The 18,401-nt window shown below is 41.3% G+C and carries 16 protein-coding genes; 8 read left to right on the top strand and 8 right to left on the bottom strand.

The features are described from left to right. Nucleotides 1–542: 542 nt before the first annotated feature. Nucleotides 543–1,304 (bottom strand): SDR family NAD(P)-dependent oxidoreductase, encoded by a 762-nt coding sequence (locus V5M37_RS17055; protein WP_423798367.1) that lies wholly within the window; start codon nt 1,302–1,304, stop codon nt 543–545. A 303-nt stretch (nt 1,305–1,607) separates the two neighbouring features. Between V5M37_RS17055 and V5M37_RS17050 the strand changes: the two genes are divergently transcribed. From V5M37_RS17050 to V5M37_RS17020, 7 genes are all read left to right on the top strand, one after another. After that, the gene (locus V5M37_RS17050; protein WP_423798366.1) at nt 1,608–3,056 is read left to right on the top strand and encodes a sigma-54 interaction domain-containing protein; all 1,449 of its coding nucleotides are present in this window, start codon (nt 1,608–1,610) and stop codon (nt 3,054–3,056) included. A gap of 148 nt (nt 3,057–3,204) precedes the next feature. After that, a complete protein-coding gene (locus tag V5M37_RS17045; protein WP_423798365.1) occupies nt 3,205–4,335 on the top strand; it encodes an acyl-CoA dehydrogenase family protein in 1,131 nt (376 codons plus the stop codon). 34 nt (nt 4,336–4,369) lie between these two features. Then, nucleotides 4,370–5,545, top strand: a complete 1,176-nt coding sequence (locus V5M37_RS17040) for a thiolase family protein (protein WP_423798364.1) — start codon at nt 4,370–4,372, stop codon at nt 5,543–5,545. A 55-nt stretch (nt 5,546–5,600) separates the two neighbouring features. After that, entirely contained in the window at nt 5,601–6,488 is an 888-nt protein-coding gene (locus V5M37_RS17035; RefSeq protein ID WP_423798363.1) for a 3-hydroxyacyl-CoA dehydrogenase family protein, read from the top strand. Further along, on the top strand, nt 6,485–7,267 hold the full coding sequence (locus V5M37_RS17030) for an enoyl-CoA hydratase (RefSeq protein WP_423798362.1): 783 nt from the start codon (nt 6,485–6,487) through the stop codon (nt 7,265–7,267). Before V5M37_RS17035 ends, V5M37_RS17030 begins: the two co-directional genes overlap by 4 nt. Before the next feature lie 89 nt (nt 7,268–7,356). After that, nucleotides 7,357–8,592 carry an acyl-CoA dehydrogenase gene (locus V5M37_RS17025; protein WP_423798361.1) on the top strand — a complete coding sequence of 412 codons (1,236 nt, stop codon included), beginning with the start codon at nt 7,357–7,359 and terminating at the stop codon, nt 8,590–8,592. A gap of 78 nt (nt 8,593–8,670) precedes the next feature. Then, the gene (locus V5M37_RS17020; RefSeq protein WP_423798360.1) at nt 8,671–9,738 is read left to right on the top strand and encodes a phosphotransferase family protein; all 1,068 of its coding nucleotides are present in this window, start codon (nt 8,671–8,673) and stop codon (nt 9,736–9,738) included. A gap of 117 nt (nt 9,739–9,855) precedes the next feature. Here the strand turns inward: V5M37_RS17020 and V5M37_RS17015 are convergent, their stop codons facing one another. Beyond that, nucleotides 9,856–10,911 (bottom strand): HupE/UreJ family protein, encoded by a 1,056-nt coding sequence (locus V5M37_RS17015; RefSeq protein WP_423798359.1) that lies wholly within the window; start codon nt 10,909–10,911, stop codon nt 9,856–9,858. 109 nt (nt 10,912–11,020) lie between these two features. Beyond that, nucleotides 11,021–12,556 (bottom strand): phosphoesterase, encoded by a 1,536-nt coding sequence (locus V5M37_RS17010; RefSeq protein WP_423798358.1) that lies wholly within the window; start codon nt 12,554–12,556, stop codon nt 11,021–11,023. Between the two features lie 295 nt (nt 12,557–12,851). Here V5M37_RS17010 and V5M37_RS17005 point away from each other — a divergent pair, with 295 nt between their 5' ends. After that, entirely contained in the window at nt 12,852–13,280 is a 429-nt protein-coding gene (locus V5M37_RS17005; RefSeq protein WP_423798357.1) for a hypothetical protein, read from the top strand. A 77-nt stretch (nt 13,281–13,357) separates the two neighbouring features. Here the strand turns inward: V5M37_RS17005 and V5M37_RS17000 are convergent, their stop codons facing one another. The 5 genes from V5M37_RS17000 to V5M37_RS16980 all read right to left on the bottom strand — a co-directional run bounded on the left by V5M37_RS17000 (nt 13,358) and on the right by V5M37_RS16980 (nt 18,104). Continuing rightward, nucleotides 13,358–13,510, bottom strand: coding sequence for a hypothetical protein (locus tag V5M37_RS17000; protein WP_423798356.1), 153 nt, complete (start codon nt 13,508–13,510; stop codon nt 13,358–13,360). Nucleotides 13,511–13,769: 259 nt separating this feature from the next. Continuing rightward, nucleotides 13,770–15,404, bottom strand: a complete 1,635-nt coding sequence (locus tag V5M37_RS16995) for a bifunctional metallophosphatase/5'-nucleotidase (protein WP_423798355.1) — start codon at nt 15,402–15,404, stop codon at nt 13,770–13,772. Between the two features lie 163 nt (nt 15,405–15,567). After that, entirely contained in the window at nt 15,568–16,542 is a 975-nt protein-coding gene (locus tag V5M37_RS16990; protein ID WP_423798354.1) for a metal-dependent hydrolase, read from the bottom strand. Nucleotides 16,543–16,748: 206 nt separating this feature from the next. Continuing rightward, nucleotides 16,749–17,345: a hypothetical protein gene (locus tag V5M37_RS16985; RefSeq protein ID WP_423798353.1), complete on the bottom strand. Its 597-nt coding sequence runs from the start codon at nt 17,343–17,345 to the stop codon at nt 16,749–16,751. 216 nt (nt 17,346–17,561) lie between these two features. Beyond that, nucleotides 17,562–18,104, bottom strand: a complete 543-nt coding sequence (locus V5M37_RS16980) for a DUF1259 domain-containing protein (RefSeq protein ID WP_423798352.1) — start codon at nt 18,102–18,104, stop codon at nt 17,562–17,564. Nucleotides 18,105–18,401: the final 297 nt, after the last annotated feature.

Genomic DNA, 18,401 nt, shown 5'->3' with positions numbered 1-18,401 from the left:
ATCAGGATTTTTCAAGTTCGGGAGGATACAGCCTCTATATGAGCCCGAATGCATCAAGATTTTTCAAGTTCGGGAGGATACAGCCTCTATATGAGCCCGAATGCATCAAGATTTTTCAAGTTCGGGAGGATACAGCCTCTATATGAGCCCGAATGCATCAAGATTTTTCAAGTTCGGGAGGATACAGCCTCTATATGAGCCCGAATGCATTAAGATTTTTTAAGTTCGGGGGGATATAGCGGCTATATGAGCCCGAATACTTCACAGGTTTGCAAGTTCGGGAGGATATAGCCTCAATATGAGCCCGAATACTTCACAGGTTTGCAAGTTTGGGAGGATATAGCCTCTATATGAGCCCGAATACTTCACAGGTTTGCTAGTTCAGGAGGATATAAACTTTATATGCACCCGAATGATTCAAGTATTAGCTGGTTCGGGAGAATAAAGCCTCTATAAAGTTAAACGCTTGGATTTTTTTGGAAAGCCCAAGCGTTTTTGTGTATTATTTACATTGTGATTCAGCCGGAATAGGAATAAAAGCCTCAAAAATTCATCTTCGATTGTCCGCCATCGACATTTATGCTGGCTCCGACAATCCAGGATGCTTTTTCAGAAGCAAGGAATACCGCAACATTGGCGATTTCCTCCGGGGTACCGAAGCGGCCTGCAGGAATTTCTTTATTCACAAACTCTTTAATGCCCTCAGGATCCTCGTTCATGCGTCTGATCCAATTGCCAGTCTCGTGTAAAATACTTCCGGGAGCAATACTGTTCACCCGGATACCATAGGGAATTACTTCGTCGGCAAAAGACTTTGTAAAGCTGATGAGCGCCGCTTTTGCATTATTGTATGTGACTTTTCCGCCGCTTTCCCTACCATAGACAGAGGTAATATTAATGATTGCTCCAGACCTCTGATTTTTCATATGAATGGCAGCAAGTTTACTCAAATGTACTGCGGAAAAATAGTTCAGTTCCATTGCCTGATAAAAAAGTTCCATATCGGTTTCAATTGCCTTGCCGCCGTTACTGCCGCCGGCATTGTTAATCAGGATATCAATCGTTCCATTTTCCTCGATAAATGTGTGAATCAATTTTTCTCGTTCCTCTGGATTAGTAAGGTCTGCTTGATAAATAGAAACGTTGCCGCCAAGTTCCGCTTTTGCCTCTTCTAAATAGCCTAGACCTCTTGCGGTAATCGTAACATTTGCTCCTTCAGCAACAAATGCCTCGGCAATTGCTTTCCCGATTCCTTTTGAACCGCCGGTAATAAGTACGTTTTTGCCCTGTAATTGCAAATCCATTGTTTAAAGCTCCTTTTTCCTTCATGTTTGTGTTATGTATATAAACATTATAATGCAAACACGTCATAAAAAACGATGCATGGGGACGGTTCTTTTGCATCAACCTCAAGATTTTTTTTGAAATTTATGGAATCCATTATTAATGGGATGAGGTAAGGTACATCACGTAACTGAGGAGTAAGCAGATTAAATCATTTATTTTTCAGAAAATATAGAATACAATAACTTTAATCAGATTATTTACATACAACCCTAATTGGAAGGAGGACCAAAAAAATAACAAACAGGGATCGTAAGTGGACGTTGGTATCAGACGCACCGTGCGAATTAGCGAAACTGGAAGAGATTTATGAAACATATCAGCAAATGTTTCTGCATTCCATTACAGGAGTGGTCATCACTGATAAAGAGGGCAGGATTACCGAAGTAAATCCGGCATTTAAGGAACAAACAGGATTATCGGTAAGTGATGTGGTTGGCCGCAGGCATCGGGATTTAATAATCGAGGAAATCATCGACCAAACCGCCGAACTGCAGGTTTTTAAAGAAGGAAAACCTATTACCCAACTGACAAAACTCTATAATGGCAAGGAAGTTTTAGTAACCGCCATCCCTATTAAAAATAAACAAGGACAAATCATAAAAGTTGTCAGTCAGATGTTGGACGTTACAGTATTAAACCAGCTCAAGCATGAAATTTTTCAATTAGAGCAGGAGCATGAGGAAATCACTCAGCAGCTGGAGGAACTAAAATCCAATAAAACCGCCATTCATTCCATTGTCGCCTACGACTTGAAAATGAAGAAAGTCATCGACCGCGCCTTAAGAGTCGCTCAGCATGATTCAACCGTCATTTTATATGGGGAATCAGGAGTGGGTAAAGAGGTTGTTGTAAAATTAATTCATGAAAATAGCAAACGAAGCAGCCAGCCGCTGATCAAAGTGAATTGCGGCGCCATTCCCAATGATCTGTTAGAATCTGAATTATTCGGCTATGAACCTGGGGCGTTTACAGGAGCTAGCCCTAAGGGTAAGGTTGGTTTATTTGAACAGGCCGCAAAGGGGACGATTCTTTTAGATGAAATTGGCGAAATCCCCTTACACTTACAGGTCAAATTACTAAGGGTGCTGCAGGAATTTGAAATTACCAGGGTCGGCGGGACAAAGCCGATCAAAATCGACACCAGGGTAATCGCTGCCACTAATCAAAATCTGGAAGATTTAATTAAAAAAGGAGGGTTTCGAGAGGACCTCTATTATCGATTAAACATCATACCAATCCATATTCCTCCGCTAAGGGAAAGACCAAACGATATCGTTCCTTTAACCTATCACTTTATCCATAACATAAGACAAAAATATGGCGTGAATAAGATTTTTTCAAAAGAAGTTTTGGCTAGTTTTCTACAGTATCATTGGCCGGGAAACGTGCGAGAACTTCAAAATATAGTTGAGCGGCTGTGCATTATGATTGAAAAACCGATTATTACTGCTGATGACATCAGAAATGAATTATTCACACAGACAAATAAAGAAAAAACGCAGTCTGAACCACCCAATGAAAGTGGCGAAATCAATCCAACTACTGATAATGTAAGGTCCCTAAAAGAGCAAATGGAACTCTTTGAAAAACAGGTCATCGATCGTGCGTTGAAGCAGTATCCTAGCATTCGCGCGGCTGCAAAAGCACTAGACGTCGATGCTTCCACGTTATCAAGGAAAGTTCAAAAATATTCCAATTATTATAAATAGTGCAAAAATGCAACGTGTTGCAATTTTGCACTATTTTTTTGTTGTTTTTTTGCATTACCAAGGGAAGGGACCATAAATAACCAGTCTTATTAAGTTGGCACGGAAATTGCATCGTAAAAGAATAATGACAATGGGAGGAGGAATGTAATTGATTCAGGAAGAGATTTCTATGGTTCGTCATTTTATCCAGTCTATTGCTGAAGATTGCTTTCTTCCTGCGGCAAAAGATGTGGACCAACTTCAAAGAATACCGGACACCCACGTCAGGAAGTTAGCAGAAAATAGATTATTCGGCACAAGTGTACCTACCCGTTTTGGCGGTGGCGGCCTATCGCACTTGAATCAGTTGATCATTATTGAAGAGATTGCTCGCTGCTGCGGTTCGACATCCATGCTGTTGACGAATCAGGAAATGGTGATGAACCCCATTCTTCTAGGTGGTACGGAGGAGCAAAAAATGAAGTATTTACCCCCTCTCACATCAGGTGATTTAATAGGGGCGATTGGGATTACGGAAGAGGGAATCACCAGCGATCTAGAAACGGTTTATACAACAGCTGAAAAAATGGGCGATTATTATGTTTTAAATGGCAAAAAGTTATTTGTGTTTAACGCTGGGATAGCTGACATTTACATGATTGTCGCAACGATGGACCCCAGAATAAAAAATGCAGGACTCACCTATTTTATTGTCGAGCAGGGAACACCCGGACTAACAGTAGGAAGAGAAGCAGGGAAAATGGGTGTAAAAGGGATTCCAGCAAGAGAACTAATTTTAGAAAATGTAAAAATTCATCATTCACAGCTAATTGGAGGGGAGGGTAAAGGATTTAAAATTTTGAAAGAAACGCTTAATCGGACGAGATTAAGTGTTGCGGCTCTAGCTTTGGGGATTGCACAAGGCGCTTATGAAGAGGCAATAAAGTATGCCCATAAATTTATGCGCTCTTCGAGGGAGAGTTTGAGATTTCATAATACCCAGCTAATGCTGGCTGATATGGCAACAGAGATTGAAGCTGCAAGAAGATTGCTTTACTACGGTGGAGAATTACTGGACAGCGGATCAGCTGAAGTGGCAGGTACTGCCTCTATGGCAAAGCTATTCTGTTCGAATGTCGCGATAAAAGTGACCACGGATGCTGTTCAAATGCTAGAAGGCAGCGGCTACACTGATGACTACCCAGTGGAACGAATGCTGCGGGATGCGAAAATTACCCAATTTTATGAAGGTTCAAATTTGATACAAAAGCTTGTCATTGCAAGACAGGTTTTACTATAAACATATTTAATAGATGAATAGGGAGGAAAAAAGAATGTCAAAAAGAGATGCAGTAATCGTATCAGCAGTAAGAACCCCAATAGGAAGACAAGGCGGCGCCTTAGCCAGCCTGAATGCCCATGAATTTGGTGCAGTCGTGATAAAGGAAGCGCTCAACCGAGCAGGTGTTAATGCGAATCAGATTGATGATGTTATTTTTGGAAATGTGTTAAGCGGCGGCGGAAACATTGCTAGATTAACAGCCCTGCAAACCGGACTTTCTCTTGAAATACCTGGTTTAACCATTGACCGTCAGTGCGGATCTGGTATCAATGCCGTCGTTTTAGCTGCCCAGGCGATTAATGCCGGAGCAGGTGATATTTATGTGGCGGGTGGGACCGAAAGCATGAGCCGTGCTCCTTATTTAATGGATCGCGCAACAAAAGCGTACAGTGCAGCGCCGCCAAGTTTTCGCAAATCGCAGCTTTCACCAAAGGAAATCGGTGATCCGCCAATGGGAATCACGGCTGAAAATCTAGTGAAAAAATATAATATTTCTAAAGAAGAACAGGATGCCTATTCATTAAGAAGCCAGCAAAGAATGGCAGCCGCTATGGAGCAAGAATTTTTCAAACAACAAATTGTGCCTATTGAAATTCCTGTTAGAAAAGGGCAGCCAATCACAGTTGCAGTGGATGAACATCCGAGACCATCAACGACGCTTGAAGGATTAGCTAAATTGCCGCCAGCGTTCCTTGAAGGAGGAACCGTTACAGCTGGAAGCAGCTCAGGGCTCAATGATGCAGCCAGCGCATTAGTGATCATGTCCCGTGAAAAGGCTGAAGAATTAGGCGTAAAGCCGCTGGCAGTTGTACGTGACTCTGCGGTAAGCGGTGTGGATCCTAATATTATGGGAATCGGTCCGGTACCGGCAACTAGAAAGCTATTACAACGGACAGGATTGAAGATCGATGATTTTGATTTAGTTGAATTGAACGAAGCGTTTGCTGCTCAGGTTCTTGCCTGTAACCGCGAATTGGAAATCGACGAAGCTAAGCTCAATGTCAACGGCGGGGCAATTGCACATGGTCATCCACTTGGAGCAACAGGAGCGATTTTGATGACGAAGGCCGTGTACGAATTACAAAGAGCAAATAAACAGCGGGCATTGATTACAGCTTGTATTGGCGGAGGCCAAGGCATTGCAGCGCTGATTGAGCGAGAAGGATAAGTTTTTTGAACATTACCAAAGTACTAACCGGTTAGTATTGGAAGGAGTGAAATCATTGAATATACAGGATGTAAAACATATTTCGGTGTTAGGTGCAGGGTCGATGGGACACCAAATTGCTATGTTATGCGCGTTAGGCGGGTTTTCAACAACCATCTACGATATCCAGGAGAAGGCATTGGAACAGGCAAAGGAAGCCCTTGATTTTCAAATGGGAAAATGGGTTCAAAAAGGGAAAATCAGTCAGGAAGGCTTGGATCAGGCCTTCGCCCGGTTGTCTTATACGACTAATTTAGAAGTGGCAGTAGGGAATACAGACTTTGTCATTGAGGCGGTTGTTGAAAAGCTAGATGTTAAACGGGAGCTATTCGCTGTAGTTGATCGTTTGGCACCTCCTCATGCCATTTTAGCATCCAATAGCTCCACAATTGCTAGTTCAAAAATTGCCGATGTTACCAGGAGGCCGGAGAAAGTCTGTAATATGCACTTCTTTTTTCCAGCTTTAGTGATGGATTGCGTTGAGGTCGTCATGAGTGAGACTACGTCTGAAGAAACGGCTGCTGTCACAATGGCTGTTTGTGAAAAAATCAAGCGTACCGGTGTGTTGCTGCGCAAGGAAACATGGGGCTTTATAGCAAACCGTCTGTTGTTTGCCTTAAACAACGAAGCGCTCAAGCTGTATGAAGAAGGCATCTGCGATTATAAAGACATTGATACGATTGTCAAAAAAGCATTAAACCACCCGATGGGTCCTTTTGAGCTGATGGATTTATCCGGCATTGATGTCGGCTACTATGCACTGGCGGAAAAATATAAAGAAACAGGAAATGAAGAGGATAAGCCGTCTGCAAGCCTGGAAGAAAAAGTGAAGGCTGGGACTCTTGGCCGAAAAACCGGCAAGGGCTGGTATGAATATGAAAAAACAGGAGTGAAGGCAAAGTGAATACGCAATTAGTAAAACTGGAAAAAAGTGATCATATTGCGGTTGTGACGATTGATAATCCGCCGCTAAATGTTTTAAGCGGGCAGGTAACCAGTGAGTTAAAGACTGTCTTTGATGATATTGCCAGCGATCACGACATTGTGGTGGTCATCTTGACGGGGGCAGGAAGCCGGGCGTTTATGGCGGGAGCAGATATTAAAGAGTTCCCTCAATCCATTGGCAAAGCAGGCATGAAGGACCGAGTATTGGAGCAGCATGCCGTCTTTAACCAAATCGATTTCCTGCCGAAGCCGACGATTGCCGTCTTAAATGGCCTGACCTTCGGCGGCGGCTGTGAGCTTGCCATCACTTGTGACATCCGGATTGCCGAAGAACACGCGCAGCTTGGCCTGCCGGAAATCAAATTGGGAATCTTCCCTGGCGGAGGGGGCACCCAGCGTCTTCCAAGAATAGTAGGAGAAGCAAAAGCAAAAGAGCTCATGTTTGTCGGTGACCCCATTTCGGCACATGAAGCGGTGAAGCTTGGACTCGTGAACAAAGTTGTCGCAACAGGACAAGGAATGAACGCGGCACTGGCAATGGCCAAGAAAATCAGCGGGTATTCTCTGCAGGCTCTTTCTCGGATTAAAAAAGCGGTAGATGAAGGAACAAATATGGAATTCCATGCCGGAATTGAAAGAGAAGCTGAACTGTTTGGAGAGGTCTTTTTAACAGAAGATGTGAAAGAGGGAGTTTCAGCATTTATCGAAAAAAGAAAGCCCGTTTTTGCCCATAAATAAAATGGGTAACAGTGAACATGCCAACACTCGATTCAGGTCTATTGTATAATCTTAAATTTATCTAAAAACATGAAAAGGGGATGGATAGGATGAATTTTTCATATTCTGAAAAGGTTGTTAACTTGCAAAAGAGAGTAATTAAGTTTATGGAGGAGTATGTTTACCCAAATGAAAAGTTGTATAAGGAGCAGTTGAATCAACAGGAAACACGCTGGTCTGATATTCCTCCGATTATGCAGGAATTGAAACAAAAGGCAAAAGCGGAAGGGCTATGGAATTTGTTCTTGCCGGAAAGTGAATATGGGGCTGGATTAACCAATCTGGAATATGCACCCCTTTGTGAGGTTATGGGGAGATCCATGATTGGTCCGGAAGTATTTAATTGCAGCGCACCAGATACAGGAAACATGGAAGTTCTTGTCCGATATGGTACGGAAGCCCAAAAGAAACAATGGCTTGAACCACTTTTGGCCGGCGAAATTCGTTCCTGTTTTTCAATGACAGAGCCAGATGTGGCTTCCAGTGACGCAACCAATATTGAAACAAGCATTGTCAGAGATGGCGATGAATATGTCATCAATGGCAGAAAGTGGTGGTCCTCAGGAGCAGGGGATCCGCGCTGCAAGATTGCGATTGTAATGGGGAAAAATGATCCAACCGCAAAGCGGCATGAACAGCAGTCTATGATTCTCGTACCATTAAACACACCAGGTGTGAAGATTGAACGAACCCTTTCAGTGTTTGGGTATGATGATGCCCCGCATGGTCACGCGGAAATTGTCTATGATAATGTCCGGGTGCCTGCCGATAATATGCTTTGGGAAGAAGGAAAAGGATTCGCGATTGCCCAAGGGCGGCTTGGACCGGGCCGGATTCATCACTGCATGAGATTAATCGGCCTTGCAGAACGTGCACTCGAAGACCTCACTAAGCGAGTACTAAACCGGACTGCCTTTGGTAAAAAAATTGCCGAGCAAGGTGTTGTTCAAGAGTGGATTGCAGAATCAAGAATTGAAATCGAGCAAGCCCGTTTATTGACTTTGAAAGCGGCCTATATGATGGACACAGTTGGAAATAAAGAAGCGAAAACGGAAATCGCAATGATTAAAGTGGTTGCACCAAATATGGCACTTAAAGTGCTTGATCGTGCGATACAAGCCTTTGGTGCTGCCGGCGTAAGTGATGATTTCACTCTTGCCAATCATTGGGCGCAGGCACGTACATTAAGACTCGCCGATGGTCCTGATGAAGTGCACCGCCGTCAGATTGCTAGATTGGAACTTAAAAAATATCAAACTCCAGAATTATCAGCAGTCCAAATCTAAAAACAATATCCGAGTTCAGGTAATGGAGGTCAGTACTCCATTGCCTGAACTTTTTTAAAAAAGGGAGTGATTAAAGAAATGAAGGAAACCTTTCGTGACACGATTGATGTGAGAAAAGGGGAGGAACTCGATTATGAGAAGCTCCAAAAGTTTATTCAGGAACATATAGAGGAGGCCCCTGCAGGCAAATTGGAGATTGAACAATTTGGTGCAGGTAAATCTAATCTGACCTATTTAATAAGAGTTGGGGAATGGGAGGCGGTGCTGCGCCGGCCGCCGCACGGACCAGTTGCGCCAAAAGCCCATGATATGGGGCGGGAATATACGATTTTATCGAATGTGCACCCAATCTTTTCAACTGCTCCCAAGCCGTATATTTTTTCGAATGATCACTCCATAGTCGGCAGTCCTTTTTTTATCATGGAAAGAAGAAAAGGGATAGTGTTAGATGATGAGTTCCCTGCACATGTTCCTTATCATCCTAGTTTAGGGATAAAAATATCGGAAATCATGGTCGATCAATTAGTAGAACTGCATCAGGTCGATTACACGAAAACGGAGTTACTAAAGATTTCAAGGCCGGATGGATTTATGGAGAGGCAGACTGGCGGCTGGATTAAACGGTACGAAAATGCCAAAACGGAAGAAGTTCCCGGTGTGGAAGAGTTAACATCCTGGCTGCAAAAAAATATCCCTGTTTCACCAAAACCCGCCATCATTCAATATGATTATAAATTGAATAATGCGATGTTTTCAGAGGATTTTCGCGAGATGACCGGTTTGTTTGATTGGGAAATGGCAACAATCGGCGATCCGCTGGCTGATGTTGGGGTTGCCTTATGTTACTGGTTGGAATCCGGCGACCCTGACGAATTAAAAGGCGGCCCAGGGAACCAACCCATCACAGCAAAAGAAGGCTTCTTTACTCGCAGAGAATTTTTAGAAAGGTATGCAAAGAAAAGCGGACTGGACGTTTCAACTATCCCTTATTATCTTACCTTCTCGTACTTTAAATTGGCTGTCATCGCCCAGCAAATTTACTTCCGGTATTTCAAAGGGCAGACCCATGACGAAAGATTCGCACGGATGAATCAAGCAGCTGCCAGCTATATTGAATACGCCTTGTTGTCCACCAAGGGGCTTTAGGAATGATGCATGGGGACGGTTCTCTTGCCTCATAATGATTTGTTGAATTTGGGACGGTTATGGGGGACGGGTCTGGTGTCCCAAAGGTACCAAGAAATCCGTCCCCATGTCATTTTTTTAAAAAGCTCTTTGAATAAACCAAACAAGACCAAACGCTAAAATGGCTGCTGAGGTTCCGGGAATCACCCATTTTATTGGTTTCACCGTTAATTTCTTGATCCATAAAATAAGCGGGTATACCAACGATACAATGATAAGTTGGCCGATTTCGATTCCGATATTAAAAGATAAGAGGGACGCAGCCATATGGTTTGTGTCTAATCTCATTTCCGATAAGATTCCGGCAAAACCGAATCCATGGATTAAACCAAAAGCAAAGGCAAGCCAAGGCTGGTGTTTGGAGTCCTTATTAAAAATATTCATAAGTGCAACGTAGACGATGCTTAAAGCGATAGCGGATTCCACAAATCTACTTGGCAGCTGAACAATGTCGAAAGTAGCAAGAGCCAATGTGATACTATGGGCAATCGTAAAGGCCGTGACTAAAGAAAGAATATGACGAAAGGTTTTTGCCCCAAAAAGTAAACTAATGATAAACAGGATATGGTCATAGCCTGTAAAAATATGTTCCAAGCCAAGAACGACAAACTGTTTAACATTTTGCAAAAGGCTTACCTCACCAATTTCTAATTCCCTCGATTCAAATGTAAGAATCTTTTCCTGTTGTTTCCCGTCCATTTTAATGGTTGCGAAATTGGCATGACTTGGATCGGAGTCGTCCATAAACATATTATATTCCATTACTAGTTTTTCGGGTTTATGATCAATATTATAAGCTAAGTTAATGACCGCAAAGGGTCTTTCCTTAATCATCTCTATATCTGTTTTTTCCACGCTGCCTTCAATTTGTTGGCTGTCCGCATAAAGTTTAATATGGGAATTTATATATTGCTCCACAATCTTATTGTTAATTAGTTCCTTTTCTTCTGTTGTCTTATTAAGGGCATGCCCGAGTTCTTCCAGATCGAGCTTCAACTCGTAATCTAGCGATTTCTCTTTCACTACTATGTTAGAAAAACCTTCGCTATTATTGGTATGGGCAGAGGATGGGGCAGGCAAAAGGGAGCCAAATAAAAGTAAAAAGAATAAAGTAGGCAGCCATAGCTTTTTCATTCATTCCACGTCCATTTCAAATGTTTTCTCGCAATGTTGTTGATGATTAAAGATAACGGAAAGACGAGGAGTATGTATGCCCCTCGTCAAAATCTCCTTGAATTCCTAATTATTTACTTGCTTTCATGAAAATTGGGTTTGAGTAGAACCAAAGATCATTCCATGGGTTTTCACCTTTAGGATCTTTTTCTGGTTCTAATTGATCAGTGTTAGTACCACGTAAACGAATGTAGCTATCTTTATCTACACCTTTTAAAGTATAAGTAATCGTGATGTATTCACCGTCTTGTTTCCAATCATTTTCAGTGAAACGCTTCACAACTTTTGTTGTAGGATTAGAAGCAGTTGAGCGGTCTTCCACTTTTCCATTAACTTCTCCCATAATTAAGTCAACACGTTGAACATTTGGCTTATCTCCATGAGCGTTCGCAGCGTTTGGATCTTTGATGCGAACTGTTACGGTTACATCAGATTTCTTACTAGGAAGTGTAAGTGTTTCACCGATTGATGCTGTATTTCCTTTTGCCTGTGCATGCAATGGTGTTTTCCCTACTGCTTGCACTTTAACATCAAGTTCAGAGATAAGGTCTCCCGTTGTAACAAATACATTACCTTTACGAAGGTTTTCCATTACATCTTCATAATTTTTCACTGCTTTTACATATGTTTTAGAATATTCACCAGGCCAGAAGTCACTTCCTCCATCACGCCAGTTAACATGTGAGTCAGAGGTAGCAGTAATCCACCAATGTCTTCCTTCACCTAACATCGAATCCCATAAACCGCCAACGATAGCTGACATTTGGTCAAATCCACCCATTGTTGGAGCGTTTACGTTTCCATACGAACCACGGGATCCTTTAGGATCAAGAGAGCCATCTGGGTTAATAGCAGCCGCCTGGTGTCCTGGCGCACCTTCCATACCGATAGAGATGTTAGGTGCGATATCGTTCCAATTACGGAACTCTTGCGGAGTATCTTGTCCCCATACACCGACACCAGTAGCTGAGCGGGATGGATGGTGTGCGATAGAAATTGGAAGTTCATCCATTTGTTTCATATAGTTAAGAGCATCAATCATAGTTGATTCTGTATCCCTGCTTCCATCGTTTGGAAAAGGATCACGTTTATTGAATTTACTTTCAATATCGTAAAGCACTTGCGATTCATTTTCCCCTTTTGGAATCATGAGAGTGCTGTGGTCAGCTGCTGGTGTGTCAAACTCCATTCCGTAGAATTGAAGAACTTCAGGAACAGCTGCACGGGATTTTAATAATTCAGGATAGGCTTGTTCTAAGTTAACCTTGGAATGATTAGGACCTCCATGATCTGTTGTCATCATCCAATCCAGTCCATACTTTTTACCATTTTCGGCATTCTTAGAGATTGGATAGATAGCATCCCCGCCTCTAATAGCAGTCGGAGGATTTGTAGAATTGTCCCAACCAACACTCCATTCACTATGCACGTGATGGTCACCTGCAAGCCATGTAGCATCCTTCTTTTTCACATCTTCATTTGAGACTGACTGTGCTTCTGCTTTTTGATTACCACCCTCATTAAATAATGTTTGGGTTGTAAGTGCAGTTGTTGCAAGAACTGTTGTTGCAATGAAAGGAATAGCCTTCTTAAAACGAGTTTTCATTTTTCCTTTTCCCCCTTATTAATAAGCTTGCTCAACAGCTTAAATATTAAATAAGTTTTATTAGGGGAGAATAAATATTCTGTAAATGTTGTGTAAATCAGGGAAAATAATACAAAAGAACTATCTTTATCTAAATAAATAATAAAAACATGGAAGGATACGGTTGATGCAGGTATAAAGGCTTAAGGTAAATGGAAGGATTTACTTTCCGTTACCATTTCATAAAAATAAAGAGAGGAAGGCAGAAAAAATTATTTTTAATGAAAAACTTTTAGGAAGGGAAGTGGTCGATAGAATGCTATATATATGGGATATTGAGGAGATCATTAGTAATACTTTAGAAGAACACAAATTAGATATTAATTATGAGATGAACAATAAATTACCTGCACCGATGAGTTATAACGTATCAACAAATACTCTAAAGTTTAACTACCTACAAATAAATGGATACATAGCGAATATTAACTTTAAAATTAAACAGACAGATGAAGACTGTGTCAGACTTATTCTTTATCGTCAACTCGGTTATTATTTAGATTTTAAGAAAAATAAACATGATTTAAGGACTATACATTATGGTGAGGATGAAGAAAAAGCACAGCTTCTGTCTCTAATAGAAAGGAATGCCTGGGAATATGGCCGAACCTTGGTACCTGAGAATCTATTAAATTCATATGATCAAGTACGTGAAATTGATAAAATGCTGATAAAAAATTATTAAGAAACGAAGGGGATGGTTCTGCAGCTATTTTAAATTAGTAAATCAATTTAAATTGCCATGAGAACCGTCCCTATGTTTCATTTTTGTTTAGCCTTTAACCGCTTTAATTTCCTTTTATGGGTTCTTATAGCGGTATCCTTATCTTTTAAACTCGTGGTAACCACTCCATCGCTTTCTATAACGACCAAATTATTATTTCCGCCTTGATAGTTTTTATAGGAAATATTCATATATCATCCTTCTTTTATGAATAATATTTTTTGGTGCTATTCCATCTGATTACTAACGTTTATTGTAGACTTTCTATTTTAAGGCTAGATTAAAATGCCGTAATGTTTTCTTAAATTATTTCTAACAAATTGACCACTTTGGTGATGAAGGCCAAAACGAAGGAGCCCCGGGGTAGAAATGTCCTTCATGAAGGGGATGAAGGACAAAACGAAGGAGCCCCAGGGTGGAAATGTCCTTCATTCATTAGCGGGAATCCTATTAGCGAACTTTTTGAATCCGGCCATCAATGAAAGAGCGAATAGGTTGATTAAACTGTTTCAGGTATTCTTTAAAACTATCAACGTCAATAGGTCCCATCTCTTTATTCGTACCATTTTGAAAAGCAGTGAAATGATCACCGCCATTGGCCAGATAGCTGGTTACAGTCACGGAGTAGGTTTTATCAGGCACAACCAAGGTTCCGTCATCCGTATATAAATCGACGATTTTGTCGCTACCAGTTTTCCTCTCATCCCAAGTGTATTTCAAACCGGAAACCTGCAGCATCCGCACTTGGTCATGTTGCCACTGTTGATTTAAAACCTGGCGGATTTGGTCGCCAGTCAACTGCATCTTCACCAAATGATGATGAAATGGCAATATCGTTAACAGCTCTTCATAACTGACAGTACCAGCTTGAAGTTCTGCTCGGATTCCACCTGGGTTTATAAAAGCAAAATCCGTATTCATCATGGAACGCTCGGAATCGGCAATCAGATTGCCCAAAGTGGATTCACCGTTTTCGTTCCGTTTGCTGGTAATATCAAAAGCAGCCGTTCCAACAATTTCGTCCACCACAGAGGTAACTTCTGTTTCGTATTTTTCAATCAATGCCTTCATCTCAGGATCTGGCTTGATAGCGTCATGATAGGTAACAACAATCTCCGCTATTTTACTCACAATTTCCTTCGTTACTGGGTCAATCTCCAAATCCACATCGGAGAAGGCAGTCCCGTAGGATTCAGCCTGGACTAGCAGTTTTCCATCAACCTCCGTATTAAGGTAAGAATGGCTGTGGCCAGCAAACATGACGTCTACTTCATCATCCACCAGTTTAGCCATTTCAACGATCTCACCGGATGCGGCAGCGTCACGGGAAGACTGTTTACCTGAAATGTGAGCTAGTACTACGATTGCTTTTACGCCTTGGTCCTTTAATTCGCCCACCGCTATATTGATGGCTGTAACTTCATCTATGAAGGTGACACCTTCAATTGCCTTCGAATCCACCATGCTGGGTGTATCATCCGATACCACACCAATAAATCCAATTGGAACGCCTGCTACTTTCATAATTTTATAGGGAGGGAAAATGGGGGAATTCGTCTTGGCGTTAAGAACATTGGCACATAGATAGGGGAACCCAGCACCTATAAAATATTCGGACCTTTGGTTGAAGCCTCCTCGAATCAATCTGAGCATTTCCTTCGTGCCTCGGTCGAACTCGTGATTCCCTAACGTTCCGATATCAAAGCCGATCTTGTTTAACACATGGATTGCGGGCTCCTCTTGAAAAAGAGAAGAGACGGGTGCACTTGCGCCAACCATGTCACCTGCGTGAACTAACAGGGTGTTTTTGTTTTCCGCTTTTCTTTCTTTTAGATAGGCTGCGAGATAATCCCCGCGGCCAACTGGCCTTCCGTTTACTTCACGGGTTACATTTAATTGGCCGTGAAAATCATTAACCCCAAGCAATTGAACGTGAATGCGCGACTGACCAGTCTCGATGCTATGAGAAATGCCTGTCGTTTCAGGTCTCCCTGAGTCTAAAACAAAAGCCGCTGAAAACACAGTCGTAAGGATCAAAGCAGGTACAGCTTTTCTGATGGCATTCCCATTCAATGCGCCTTTCACTTTTTTCCCTCCTAAACTATTTTTTAGGGTGCGGATAAAATTTATGGTGGAATTTTTATGTAAAAAAGAGTGTGAGGATGGGGGAGAAGTATAGTGCTATGAACATAACCTGTCATTTCGCTAGTAATCATCCATAATGTTTTTTCCATTCAATCACCCTTTTTTATATTTTTAGTTTTCGAACAACCTGTTTGTATTGCTTCAAGGAATGCAAAGTACCGATAAAGCAATTTTTTATTTTAAAATCAGACGAAATAAATAGGATGGCTAGAGTGGGAAAAAATTTTCTAGTCCGAAAACGAAGGTCCTTCCAATAGATGAGGTATCCATTTTTCCAAGACCGAACAAACGGATAGGCAAATTGGGTGCTAGAAAGAAAATCGGAAACGACAGGGTGTTTTTGGCTATCTGAAACAAGTTCAGGAAAGTCTATTTCCTTTGAAAAGGTATGCTCGATGTGCAGACTGCCGTCGGAATAGACGCCAAATAAAAAGTCTGTTTTGGTCTCAATTAAGACGTCCCATTGAAACAAGAACATATGTGGAATCAATTTAATCCGGAGGGAACGGACAAAGTGGTGCTCTAATTTTCTTTTTATCATAACTGCATAAGTAGTCCGGACAACAACATATACGAAGATAAAAAGATAGATAATCAGAAAGGTTTTTCCAGGTTCATAGAAAGGCAGCAGGCAAAATCCTAGGATATGTACGAATGTAATCGTTGGGTCAAATAATGGGAGGGAATCAAAGGCAATCCATTTGTTTGAAAAAGGAAGCAAGACTTGAGTGCCATGCACATTAAACAAATCAAAGAAGACATGCAGTATAACGGCTAAGAAGGTCCAAAAGAATAGATGGGAAAAAGACGGCATATTGAAAAGGGAAAAAATAATTCCTGAAACGGCAGCACTCCATAAAGGTAAAGCAAGTAGGGAATGGGACCATGCTCTGTGGTTTCGATAGTAGCTGCCTTTTCCTTTCAAAAGATACATAAAGTCAAAATCAGGGGCATTGGAACCAATGACTGTACCCAAAACAACAGCTTGTGTCAGGGCAGCATCATTAGCGATCACAGGATCCATTTGAGCAAGAGCACTCAGTCCCAACCCCATTAAGATGTGAGAAGTTGTATCCATTTCATCACTCCTCTCAAAATGTCAGCCTCTACTTTATTATATTTGAAGTTAGAGTCTACTTTATTAATCTAATGTAAAAAGTATTTATTGTTTTTGTAATGATGCATGGGGACGGTTCTTCTGCCTCAAAAGGAAAAGAGTAGTTATCAGGAGCAGGGGGGTACTAAAAATCAAAGAAAAGCCCGAAAACACATGTTTTCGGGCTTTTAGATTTTTCCTTCTAGAATTTGCTTGCGGGCTTGGACAGCTGTCAATAATTTATAACCTCTTAACGTAGGTATCATATTTTCGAGCAGTACAACCGCCTCTCTCTTTTTTCCTTCAAAAACGGCTTGATCGACTTCTAACATCTTTAAAAGGAACCTGTCGTTTAGCTTCCCTCTGTATTCTTTGAGTGATTCGGAGTCCACTTCCTGAATAGCGATATCCGACAAAGCGTACCACTTTGTCTTATGTCCACTCATGTTCGCAAGGAGTTCTTTTGCTTTTCCATATTCTTTCCGCTCCATTAAGAGCATCAATTCCGAGCCTTGTTTCGCTTTTTTCATGAGTATCTTGCCCAACGTATTCTCCGCAGCCGATAGGTCCCCTTGAAGAAAATGGTACAGGAATTGTAAATGCGGCGCTTTTGATTTTTTTATGTACGCCATTATCTTTTCGGGATCTTTTCCAAATACAAGCGGGTTACGAATGAAAATGAAAATAATCATGACCGCAAATACGCCATACATAATCCAAATCGGAACCTGAAAAAACCCCATCACTAAAGCAATAACAAAAACAACTAACAAAAACCAAACCATAACATCCTCCGTCAAAACAGGTTTTATACTTATTTTACCACATTGTTTTCAGGACCCCCGAAAGTTAGTCGAAAAACAACTTGATGGGGGGAGTTGCGTCATGTGTAGCAGTTGTTTTTTAAGATTAGATTAAAAAAATTTATTTTATCTCCACTAGAAAATTGTAAAAAAATAAAAGCCATTTGTGATATCTTAAAATCACAAATGGCCTAATTTTTAAAAAAGACCTGCTTCCCTGGCAGCTGCAATGCTGTTTTCAGCAAACGTAAATGGATCCCCAACGTTCTCCCAGTGGACATACATTAACCTTGGATCGTCAAAAAGCCAATGATTATGAACGGCTGTAACAATTATCCCTCTACTCCTTAATGCGCTAAGGAATGGATTAATCTCTCTTTGGAGGATAACAGTTTCACCTAGGTTAAGGGTTCTTCCTTTCTTATTGTTTTCAAAGGAAAGGGCGAATGGAAGGGCAAGAGGGGAGCGTGTACGGCGGCCTAAAATGGTTGCATTAATATTTCGAAGACGCTGGACTACACAAACTGGAGTGGCTGTAATAACCATGCCTCCAATAATATTTGCAAGTTGTTGGCACGTGGATGCATTGATCCCCATCACACTTCCGCGTGTAACATTTGTATTTCTTCTAGTTGATTGGTGCCTAGTGGAGTGTGAACTCGATTCATGTAAACTTGAGCTCTCCTCCCTACCTCTAAAGAAACTTTGATTGCCTTGGTTATCAAATTGTCTTCTACTCACTCTAAATCATCTCCATGTCCGAATTAATAAACAGTGTATTCAGAGAAATTGGACAGGATTAGGCAGATTACCTTGGACAAGTACCTTTTTTTGTGAATTTATATCTACACATTTCAAAAGTCTCAAAAAGATATTTAAATCCATACGTAGGGGTTTTAGAAACTTGGTTAAAAGAAGGAATGCCTAATCCTTTTTATGTGATTGCAAAAGAATTGGGTATTTAGTTAGAGAGAATTCTATAGGGGTCTTATAAAAAGCCGATTTTCATCTTAGAAAATTGGCTTCTCTTTATGTACC

The sequence above is a fragment of the Neobacillus sp. SAB-20_R2A genome, assembly GCF_049568635.1.
Classification (GTDB): domain Bacteria; phylum Bacillota; class Bacilli; order Bacillales; family Cytobacillaceae; genus Neobacillus; species Neobacillus citreus.
The sequence above is the reverse complement of the archived record's forward strand: the minus strand, read 5'-3'. Positions and strand labels throughout refer to the sequence as shown.